The sequence below is a fragment of the Burkholderia sp. AU4i genome (assembly GCF_000466765.1).
GTDB lineage: Bacteria > Pseudomonadota > Gammaproteobacteria > Burkholderiales > Burkholderiaceae > Burkholderia > Burkholderia cepacia.
On sequence record NZ_ASSI01000107.1, the window covers coordinates 104061 to 114160 of the forward strand.

8 protein-coding genes and 1 pseudogene are annotated in these 10100 nt (G+C 58.4%); 1 reads left to right on the forward strand and 8 read right to left on the reverse strand.

What is annotated here, in order from left to right; all coding sequences use genetic code 11:
- Window positions 1-58: 58 nt before the first annotated feature.
- From L810_RS24785 to L810_RS24795, 3 genes are read right to left on the reverse strand one after another with little or no spacing between them, the layout of a single operon-like run.
- Window positions 59-1264: a hypothetical protein gene (locus tag L810_RS24785; RefSeq protein ID WP_011875610.1), complete on the reverse strand. Its 1206-nt coding sequence runs from the start codon at window positions 1262-1264 to the stop codon at window positions 59-61.
- Window positions 1261-1608, reverse strand: a complete 348-nt coding sequence (gene tnpC / locus L810_RS24790) for a Tn3 family transposase post-transcriptional regulator TnpC (protein ID WP_011875611.1) — start codon at window positions 1606-1608, stop codon at window positions 1261-1263. Before tnpC ends, L810_RS24785 begins: the two co-directional genes overlap by 4 nt.
- Window positions 1595-4600: a Tn3 family transposase gene (locus L810_RS24795; RefSeq protein ID WP_011875612.1), complete on the reverse strand. Its 3006-nt coding sequence runs from the start codon at window positions 4598-4600 to the stop codon at window positions 1595-1597. The genes tnpC and L810_RS24795 overlap by 14 nt, the downstream gene beginning before the upstream one ends.
- Before the next feature lie 137 nt (window positions 4601-4737).
- Here L810_RS24795 and L810_RS47495 point away from each other — a divergent pair, with 137 nt between their 5' ends.
- Window positions 4738-5268 (forward strand): hypothetical protein, encoded by a 531-nt coding sequence (locus L810_RS47495; RefSeq protein WP_042976018.1) that lies wholly within the window; start codon window positions 4738-4740, stop codon window positions 5266-5268.
- A 206-nt stretch (window positions 5269-5474) separates the two neighbouring features.
- Here L810_RS47495 and L810_RS45590 read toward each other — a convergent pair.
- The 5 genes and pseudogenes from L810_RS45590 to L810_RS24820 all read right to left on the reverse strand — a co-directional run.
- Window positions 5475-5736: pseudogene (locus L810_RS45590) on the reverse strand (transposase zinc-binding domain-containing protein); the annotation flags it as partial.
- An 18-nt stretch (window positions 5737-5754) separates the two neighbouring features.
- A complete protein-coding gene (locus L810_RS24805; protein ID WP_011875615.1) occupies window positions 5755-6630 on the reverse strand; it encodes a tyrosine-type recombinase/integrase in 876 nt (291 codons plus the stop codon).
- 348 nt (window positions 6631-6978) lie between these two features.
- Window positions 6979-7845 (reverse strand): LysR family transcriptional regulator, encoded by an 867-nt coding sequence (locus L810_RS24810; RefSeq protein WP_011875616.1) that lies wholly within the window; start codon window positions 7843-7845, stop codon window positions 6979-6981.
- A 4-nt stretch (window positions 7846-7849) separates the two neighbouring features.
- The gene (locus tag L810_RS24815) at window positions 7850-8854 is read right to left on the reverse strand and encodes a phosphonate dehydrogenase (protein WP_042976020.1); all 1005 of its coding nucleotides are present in this window, start codon (window positions 8852-8854) and stop codon (window positions 7850-7852) included.
- 16 nt (window positions 8855-8870) lie between these two features.
- Complete coding sequence (locus L810_RS24820; RefSeq protein WP_306415728.1) at window positions 8871-10070, reverse strand: PhnE/PtxC family ABC transporter permease; 1200 nt, start codon at window positions 10068-10070, stop codon at window positions 8871-8873.
- Window positions 10071-10100 lie beyond the last annotated feature (30 nt).

Genomic DNA, 10100 nt, shown 5'->3' on the forward strand with positions numbered 1-10100 from the left:
ATCTCTGTACCGATCACGAAAGACGTCCCGCCAGGATTTTTCACGATGATTTTCCGGCTTAGATCGCCTGCAGGGCGCGACTCAAAAAGTCCGCGTGCACAGAGGTTCCGGAGGCCAGAAAGCGAATCTGCTGCCGCACGGATTCGGGATCGACGCCAGCGTGTTCCGCTGCCTGCAGCGTGGCGCGGCTTGCATCGAGCACATCGACACCTGTGATCTCGTAGCCGTAGCCCATCGAGATCCAGTGCAACGCCGCGAGACCGGCGGCCATGGCGAATCCCGGCTGCTTCTGCGCAAAGTCCCTGGCCGCGCGCGTCAACGTCCGGGGGTCGGTCGGGCTGGCATTGGCCAGCTTGATGGCCTGGTTGAACAGGCCTGCGTCCTTGGCTGCCGCGAACCACTTCCCTGGCTCGCCCGGCGACGCAGCAACCAGGTCGCTCAGGATGGTCTCTTGCGCGATGTGCGGATACTTCTTTGCGATGGCACGGAAAGTTGCCAGGTAGGTGGTGCCCTGGTTCGCTTCGCATGCATAGCGCCGGTATGCCTCGTCGGCAAGACCCGATGACAGCAGGATCGCCTCGCAAGCTTTCGCAATCTGCCCGTCCGGGCTGTTGAGGCCGCGCGTGTTTTCCGCGTAGGCCACGGCTTCAGCCTTTCTGCCCATCGCAAGCAGTGCCTTGACGCCCCAGCGTCGGTAGTGCCACATCTTGAACGGAGCGCGGTCCACCAGTGCGATCAGCTGCGCATGTCGCCCAGCTGCATATAGCGAAGCCAGACAGATCGGTGTCCCCGCAAAATATCCCCCGGGCCCCTCGGACCAGACGTGCTCGACGAGATCAATAAACCTGTCGGCCCACTCGCTGGCGATTTCGGGCGTCACGCAGAGTGTGTCCCATTCGTCCGACAGACCTTCGATATAGGGGACGCCCTGATCCTGAATGGCTTCCCATAGCCGCTCGAGCCAGGCCTGGCGCGTGACTGTGTCGACCTGTGCGCCAGCAATGACCGGGACCAGTGTTTCGATCGCACGATTCACGGCCGTGCCGATCGCACCTGACGACCCGTCGACGTGTTCCAGCGCGGGCGAAACTTTCTCCAGAAATTTCACAGCGCCCTCTGCCGCAAGCACTGTATCGCCGCGCGCCACCTGCCGGATCTCCGCGAGCGCTTCCTTGATACGCTGGATCGGTACGTCCGAGCGCCAGCCGAAAGCGTGGCGCCGGAAACGCTGGGCGAACTGCCACTTGTACGAGGCAGGCTTCACAGTGGTTCGTCCGTTTCGGATCGCAGATCCTGCAGGGGGCGCAAGGCGAGAATCATTTTTTCGAGCACCATGATCCAGTCCTCGAGTTCCTCGATGGTGCAATCAGCCTGTTCGACCAGCGTAAGGTCATCCGTCGAGCACGACAGGCTCGCGCCATTGATAACGGTATGCGCCATGGCGTGCAGGCGCAGAAGATCGTCACGCAAACCATCGGGCTCGCAGCGGGCGCGGATGGTGTCGAAAAGATCCACGGCCTGCTGGATGACGGTCGTGTCGTATCGCTGCTGCAATGATTCCAGCGCGTCGGCATCGACGATGCCATAGGGGGTCTCAAGGTCGGGCATGGGATCGGGATCTCCGCAGGGAACGGACCGGGCCGGCGAACAGGTGATCGTGTATCCAGCCCTCGACGTGTCCAAAATCCAGTTCGTACCTGCCAAAACGTTTCAGGTTGCTGGTGAGGTAGGGACTGAGGAATCCAATGTCGTCGGGATTGACCTCAATGCCTTCATTCACCATCGATCGCAACGCCTGCATCATGTCCACCGTGTTCTGCAGGATCGCGGCCGAAGCCATCAGGTCGTTGTAACGCAGGCGTTTCTGCTGCTCGTCCGGGTCATTGACTGGCAAAACATCTCCGCCGAACGAAAACCACTTGGCAAAGCCATTATAGGACTCGACCTTGTTGGTTGTGGCGGTGATCTCCTGTCGCAGTTCGTTGCTGCCGAGCCACTCAAGCAGGAATACCGTGCGAACCACCTTGCCAAGCTCCTCGGCCGCCAGGGACAGGCGATTTTTCGGACTGGCCGCACCGAAACGGCGCAGTAGAAGGGGCGATGAAATGGCTCCGGACTGGATCGACAGCGCGAGCTGCATCAAGTCCTTCCAGTGGCGCCCGATGAGTTCCCAGTCAACCGTTTCCGCGAAAAGATCATCGATATGTTTGTATCGGGTCGCAGCATCCACGCGATACAGCTTGAGGTCCTGCCAGTTGCGAATCCGCGGCATCAGCTTGATGCCCAGCAGGTAGGTGAAGGCGAACACCGCAGCCGACTGCCCCTGGGTGTCGGCGTGCACCGTATCGGCCTCAACGCTCAATCCAGCCTTAAGCAGCCCTTCGATCACGTAGATGGCTTCCCATATGCCCGGCGGGATGAAATGCCGGAATACCGCGATATAGTTGTCGGCGACGTGGCGGTAGGCGACCGCGCCCATTTTCCGGTAGCGGAAGTGATAGCCTGCCAGCAGGTTGTTGTCGTAGAAGTCGTACTGGGTGCCGTCGGCTGCCACCGTCTTGCCGTCTCCCCAGTGCTTCGGCAGGTCAAGCCGGAGATAGAGTTCGATCAGCTCGCGTTGTGCACTCTCAAGGCGTTCGAGACTCAAGTGCCGGCGGTTGACGAACGACATCATGTGCGGCGTGATCCTGTCACCCATGTGGCGCGCGGCCTGAGTGGGACCAAGATTGCATCCCATTGCGAAGATGGTAAGCAGGTACCGCTGTTCGGCGTCGCGGATTTTGGGATCGTTGCCGCTTAACGGACCAAAGTGTCGTGTGAAATGTGTCCAGTGCTCGATATTGGCGAGTACGTCCAGCAGATTGCGCACAGGCATGCGCTTGACGATCGCCTTTTGCAGGGCCACCGCGCTTTCAGGGATGACCGTCGCCGTGGTGCGACGGACAACAAACTCACCTGCCTTGTTGACTGTCACATGGTCGGACTTCTCGGGAAAACGCTCATCCAACTGGCGTGCTGCATCGGAGAGCCATTCGCGCAGCTGCGCCACAAAGCCGGCACTGCTGTCGGCAATGCCAAGCCTCTCGCTGTATCCCGGCAGGCGCTTCTCACAGTCATGCCAGGGCAACAGGTAATCGCGATAGTCTGCAAAGGCATCCGAGCCGGCTACGCACAGGTCTCCGCTGCGCAGTTCCCTCGTCATGGCGGACAGTACGCACAGTTCCAGATAACGCCGGTTTGTCGTCGCACCCTTCTCGGGCGGGCGGAAAACCAGCTTGCGCCAACGCCCGGAAGCAAAGCTGAGATCGACCTCGACGTTGATCCATTCGCGATGAAGCGATTCGTTCCTGAAAACGACCTGCATTGCCTGCAGCAAGGACTCGGACTGGGTGGTCGAGCTCCATGCCAGTGCATGCGCCAGACGTAGTAGTACTGATCGATGTGCCTTGAAATGCCTCCACAGCAGCGGCAGATAATTTCTGCCGCTGTAGGCCCGGACCTCGGCACAGCTTTCGCGCAATGGTTCGAGGTCGCCCGACGGCGCCAGATAATGGCGAACACGCGCACCAAGTTCGGTGTCATCGGTATAGTCGTCGAGAATATTGACGACGCCGTCAAGCGTATCGACCAGGCTTTCCATCTGTTCGCGCTGACGTGCCTGGATCTGGTCTAGCTCTTCCCTGGCCCGCTTGTGGATTGCGCTCATACGACGGATGAACATCTCGGCCAGGTCGTCGCGGGCTCGCACGCGCATTTGATGCAGCAACGCGACAATGAGCGTATATCGCCGCTCCGGCAGGGTTTCCTTCAGATTCGCCGCGTCCAGACTCATCGCCTGCGTCGAGAGGGAGCGCAGCTTTGTCGCGGGAACACCCTCCAGCGCATGGTTGAAGTCGCCAAAACCATCGAGCCAGGCAAGATGGTCGACGAGCAGGGAGATATGCTTTCGCGATGGGCGTAAGGCGTATCGCTTGATGGTGTTGTACGCGCTCTGGCGCTGGTTGAATTCGCGCTTGATCAGCCGGTCCAGTTGGGCCTTGTCCTCATCAGAGAGGCGACGCGAGACACGTCGGAACAGCGCTGTTTGAACTCGCGTGTGGATCTGCTCCACAATGGCATCGAGCGTCGAGAACGCGGGCAGTTCGACCTGCTGCTGGATCAGGCTGTCGATGGTTGCATTGATGATGTCCACCGGCTGATCCATCGTCTCGGCGGCCTCATGTGCCGCGCGTACCGCGATTTCGTTGGCATCGGAGCCGTAGTAGGACTGGATGCCGAGAAATTCGCGGATTGCCGCATAGTGACGAAACAAGGCGGGCGACCTTGCCCTGTTGTAGCCGAATGCGGCCTCGGCGCCTATATTCGCGCTCGCCCGGATGTGCTCGATGACAACGGGGGGAATGGCGTCAACGAAGGGAAAGTAGTGCATCTGCTGAAAGACCTTCAGCAGAACCAGCAGGCCCAGTCTCGAGGACTGGCCACGCGCGTTGCGGCGCACCCACTCAAGCTCTTCGACGTCCGGCGTATAGAACGCCTGCAGTTCCTCCGGTGAAAAACCCTTGGGCAACCTCGGATACGCGGTACGTTCGATGGTCGCCATGCCGGATTCCGGATCTCGAATGGGCTGGCCAGTGTAGCGCAAAAAATCCGGCAAAGCCGTCACACTTGTGCACAGTCTGTGCAACCAGCTGGCCGCTATAATTTTCGGATTCAGAACGCAGCGAAGGGGACAGAAACATGGGCAAAGCCAGCCAGCAGAAAAAATCGTCTCGCGCCCGCAAGCTGGGCACGCGCGACCTGGAGGCATTGCGACGGGGAGCGGTTCAGTCAGGGATCCCCGACGCTATCGTTTTCGATCGTAATGACCTGCCGCCGGAGCAGAAAATCTCCTGGCCCCTCGCCCAACTGCTTCAGGATGAGGTATCCGATCATCCAACACTGGAGGAATATCAGAGCGCACTGACGGCGATAGTTGCGGCTTGGAATACCAGCCTCCTGCCCGAGAGCGAGCGTGCTGAAGCGCTACGTGATCGGATCGGATTCGACAAAAGTGTTCCACCCGAAATACGGCGTGAGGTCACACAGGGCATCGAGCGCCTGATTGAGGAAAAAGTGGCCCGTTTTCCCCATGACCGCCGCCGTATCGTCTCGTGGGAGGCGAGGCTCGAAGGTGACGTACTCCGGGTCGTAGCGGCGGCGTCTGACGGTCCCCGGCACGATACCCTGGAGGATGTCATGCGGGGTTTGCTGCGAACGATGTCCGCGTAAGAGACCGCACATTCAGCCCAGTCAGCTAAGGACGCGACCGTCCCGCGCTGGCTGACCACGTTGACCTGTCTGCATGCCGACGCGCAAGCGGACGCGATAGCTCAGGGACGCATTCACGGCCCGAGTTCCTTATTCCATCAAAGCATAGAGATCCGTCGCTTCATAACTTTCAGGCTTATGATAGCAATTTGACCGGATCTTGGTCAGATCCCGTAATACGCCACCGGAAGCAGGTCTGCCTGACGGGCTTCCAACCAACGCTGTGCCGCCTTGGCCTGACACTTCGGGCAGTGGCGATTGCGGCAGGAATTGTAGCAGCACGTGTCCCCCCAGCGCCGCGCTGCGGCACTGTTCGATGGCCGACATGACCTTGAGCTGTCCCAGACTCAGATGCTCGCGCTGAGACCAACGCCAGGCCGGACCAAAGGCGCGGAAGATATCCGCGACCTCCAGGGTCGGACGCCCCATGGAAGGAACTCGGTGGTTCTATTCCGGGTGCAGCATCTCCAGGGGGCTGACCACTTCGCGCAGGAGGTCGGTGGCGACCTGGGTATAGAGCGCCGTCGTGTCCAATTGCTTGTGCCCGAGTAGCACCTGGATCACACGAATATCCACCTTCTGCTCCAGCAGGTGCGTTGCAAAGCAATGTCGAAGCGTGTGCATCGAGACGCGCTTGTCGATCTTCGCCTCCGCGGCGGCGGCATGGATAGCCCGGTTGAGCTGGCGGGTGCTGAGCGATTCGATCGGGTTGAGGCCCGGAAACAGCCAGCCGCCATCGAGCATCTTGCCCTGTGCGCGTGCCACACGCCACCACACTCGCAGGCGTTCGAGCAGTACTGGTGAAAGCATGGCGTAGCGATCCTTGCGGCCTTTGCCCTGTTCAACGCGCAGCGTCATGCGTTGGCTGTCAATGTCGCAAACCTTGAGCGCGACAACTTCGCTGGCGCGCAGCCCAGTTCCGTAGGCGAGCGACAGTGCCGTTTGATGCTTCAGGTTGCCAGACGCCGCGATCAGGCGACCCACTTCCTCGCGGCTTAATACGACGGGGAGTCTCTGCGGGACACGAACGGGTTGCATCTTGGCCATCAGCTCGGCACGATCGAGCGTGACGTCGAAGAAGAACTTCAATCCGGCAATCGCGGCATTGAGCGAGATCGGCGAAGTGCCGGTATCGACGAGATGCAACTGATACCACCTCAGATCTTCTACGGTGGCCGTATCAGGCGAGCGGCCGAGAAACCCCGCGAATCGTTTCACGGCGCGCAGGTAACCGTTTTGTGTCTTGGCAGTGAATTTGCGCATCCGCATGTCGTCGATCATGCGCTGGCGCAGCGGACTGATGGTTTGAGTGGATGGGTTCATGGCTCGGCTCCTGTCGAAAAACGAGGCGGATTGCCTCATTCCTCAACATAGAAAACCGGGGCTTTGTCTCAACTACCCACCGGCGCCGGATCGGAGCCCCCTACCGCGCGAGCGGTTTAGTCCATTGATAGAAGCCGCCATTCAACGGTAGTGACTCATCGGCAGAAATCGGCCAAACCGGACTGTGGGAATTTAATGGAAGTGCGGCTTGCTGGATGTCCGCTTTCAACATATTCGAATACCGATTCTGGATTGGAAGGCTTGCGCTAAATCGGTTTACTATCCAGTTTGAAGACCGGATGGTTTAGCAGAAGTGAAACCCCGCATACACAAATTCCTGACACCCTATCAAGGCGACTTGAGCAAAAAGTCGGCGAATTGCGCCGCAGGACCATCGTGCAGCCCGCCGCCATCGCGACGTACAACATAAAGCGCTTTTTGTATCGGTTCGCCTGAAATTGGTATTGCGTGCAACTGTCCGTTGCGCACTTCATGGGTTACGGCCGCGGCCATGACCAGAGAAATGCCGAGGCCGGCTTGTACTGCATGTTTTACCGCTTCCGTGCTCCCCAGTTGCATCGATACACCAATCGTGCTCGCGTCAGTGCCAAAATACTGTTGCAACAGACGCTCCGTTCCGCTACCGGCCTCCCCCCCCAACAATTGCTGGCCCTTTAACAAATCACGGGGAATATTGCTCATGCCGGCCCAAGGATGGTTCGGCGGAACGATTAAGACCAGCTCTTCACGTCGCCAAACCGTTGGAACAAATCCGGGGCGGTCATCCCACCACTCCATAATTGCAACATCGATTTCAAGATTTTGCAGCTTATCGGCGATGGCGGTATTGGCCCCAATGATCACGTCCAACTCATGCGGCGAAACATCCTTGTACGATTTCAAATACGGCTGCAGCAGATATATCCCCGTATTGGAACTGGCCCCAATCACGACTGAGGTTTTTTTAAATAAGGTGCTGGCCAGTTCGTAGGTTCTTATCATGTTTTCCGCGTATGGCAGGAAGACATGGCCTTCCGGCGTCAGCGTGCTGCCTGCATTGTTGCGTGCGATCAAATTGACATTCAGCGATTGTTCCAGCCGCTTTACATGCTGCGTCACGGCTGGTTGCGACAAACCAGTATTTTTGGCGGCTTCACGAAAACCGCCGCATCTCGCAACCGCCAGAAAGGTTGCAACGGATCCCAGTTTAATCATACGGCTATACCGATGTAAATAAGGGGTTATTGATTGCGCCGACAGGTCTTTCTCCAGCCAGAGCCTGGAGGATGTTGGTTGCCGCTTGCCGCTCAATCTCTATCCGCACTTCCTTGACCGCCGACCCAAGGTGAGGTGTGAAAAAAGTCTGCAAGGTATTGTCCAGCAGGGATTGAGGAATGCTTTCCGGCCTTTCCGGCCGAGCCCATTCCTCCATCTCGAACACATCGGCTGCATAGCCGGCAAGCCTTCCCGTTCGTAGCGCCTCGACCACTGCCGATTCATCGACCACAGAACCACGGCAGGCATTGATCAGATAACTGCCAGACTGCATTTTGCCTATGGTATCGGCATTGAACAGGTGCAGGTTTTGCGGAGTCATCGGCAGCATCGGAACCACGAAATCGCTGGTTGCCAACAATTCGTCGAAGCTCAAGCGGCGTGCGCCCCATGCCTGCTCCAGATCGTCGGTCAGCGCGACGTTGTCGCAGTAAACCAGTTTCATATCGAAGGCCGAAAGCCGCCTAGCAATTGCCCTGCCCACTGCCCCCATACCTACAATGCCAAGTGTACGGCCTGTCAGTCCGATGCCATACAATTCCGGGCGCCAGCCTTGAAATCTTCCGCTGCGGATTCTGCGGTCACCTTCCATCAGATGCCGAGTCAAACCCAAAAGCAGACCGATTGTCAATTCGGCCGTCGGAATCGTAAGCAGGTCCGGCACGATGCTGAACCATATTCCACGTTGTGTGCAGGCATCAACGTCGAAATTATCGTAACCCTTGAGCGCAGCGCTGACTATCTTCAGTTTAGGGCATCTCCCAAGAAAATCCGCGTCTATAGTATCTGGCATGAAAACCATCAGCGCGTCGGCATCCTTGGCGCGTAGCAGCAAGTCTTCACGGGGAAGTGTCTCGCGCGTTGTGTTGGGAATGACATCTGCGGCGGATTGCAATAGATCGATGATCTCAGGGTGGACCCAGTGGGTAAGTACAATTTTTGGTTTCATAAAATCTTATTGCTCCTCATGTTATGGCCTGTGAGAGCTTGTAGCGGCACCGTAGCGCTTCGCTTGCATTGTCGATCAAGGCAACAAGTCCCCAAGTGATCAGGATATAGGCCATCATTTGTTGATAAAAGAATAACTGCTGCGCATTGTAAAGTGCCTGTCCGATACCACCCGCACCGATCAGCCCCATTACCGTGGCCATGCGCAAATTCCACTCAAAGCGAAACAGAGAATGTGCGGCCAGCGGCCCGAGCGCCAAGGGAAAGGTGGCGTAGGCGGAAACGGCCAGCCTGGAGGCACCTGTTGACGCCAAGGCAAGTTGTGGTGCTGGAGCGGCGTTCTCTAGAGATTCGGCGAATAGTCTTGCCAGGCAACCCGCCGAGTGGATGCCCAGCGCCCAGGCACCTGCCGTCGGGCCGACACCAGCGACTGCGATCAGGACTAGACCCCATACCACCTCCGGCACCGTGCGCAGGAACTCCATCATCCGTCGCACCGGCCAAGCAAGCCAAATCGGTGCGATATTTCGCGCGCTGCAAGTCCCCGCGATGATCGCCGCAATTATCGCGCCGCTGGTACCTGCAGCCGCCATCCATATGGTTTCCCAGATTTGCTGGGGCAACTGTGTCCATCCCCGGGCAGTCATTTCAGGCGGGAACATTTGCCCGAATACCTCTATCGCGTGTCCAAGCGCGATCATATGAGGACTATAGGCCGTCAGGGCGACCAAACCGGCGGGAATCAACGCCAACAGCCAGCGCGGGTGCTTCCTGAGCCAGAATGCAACCTGATCCAACACGGCGATCATTGTAACGAGAACAAGAATTAAGGTGGTCACGCGAGGTAAATCCAGTGCTGCCAGCGAACCAACCAACTCACTGCCAAGTCCGCCTCCGCCAACTGCGCCAACGACGATGGACGCACGCAAAGCGCTTTCAAACTCGTACGCGCCATAAGTCATTAGGTCAGCACGCTTTAGCGGCAAAAGGCCATACATGGCAATTTGCAGCCGCGAAGCGCCGGTGGCGCCGAGCGCGTCGAGTGGCCCCTTTGGTGCTGTACGCAAAATGTCTGCGAACATCTTGGAGACGATGGCAGTGTAATACAACGCAATCGCCAGCAAGCCGGCCCCCGGCCCGATGCCGAAGAGGATGACGCAGAGAATTGCCAGCGTTAAATCAGGAATGGCCCGCCAGGCTGCAAGTGCCGAAAGCAGCGTGCGCGCGAGCTAACGTCAAGAGTGGTG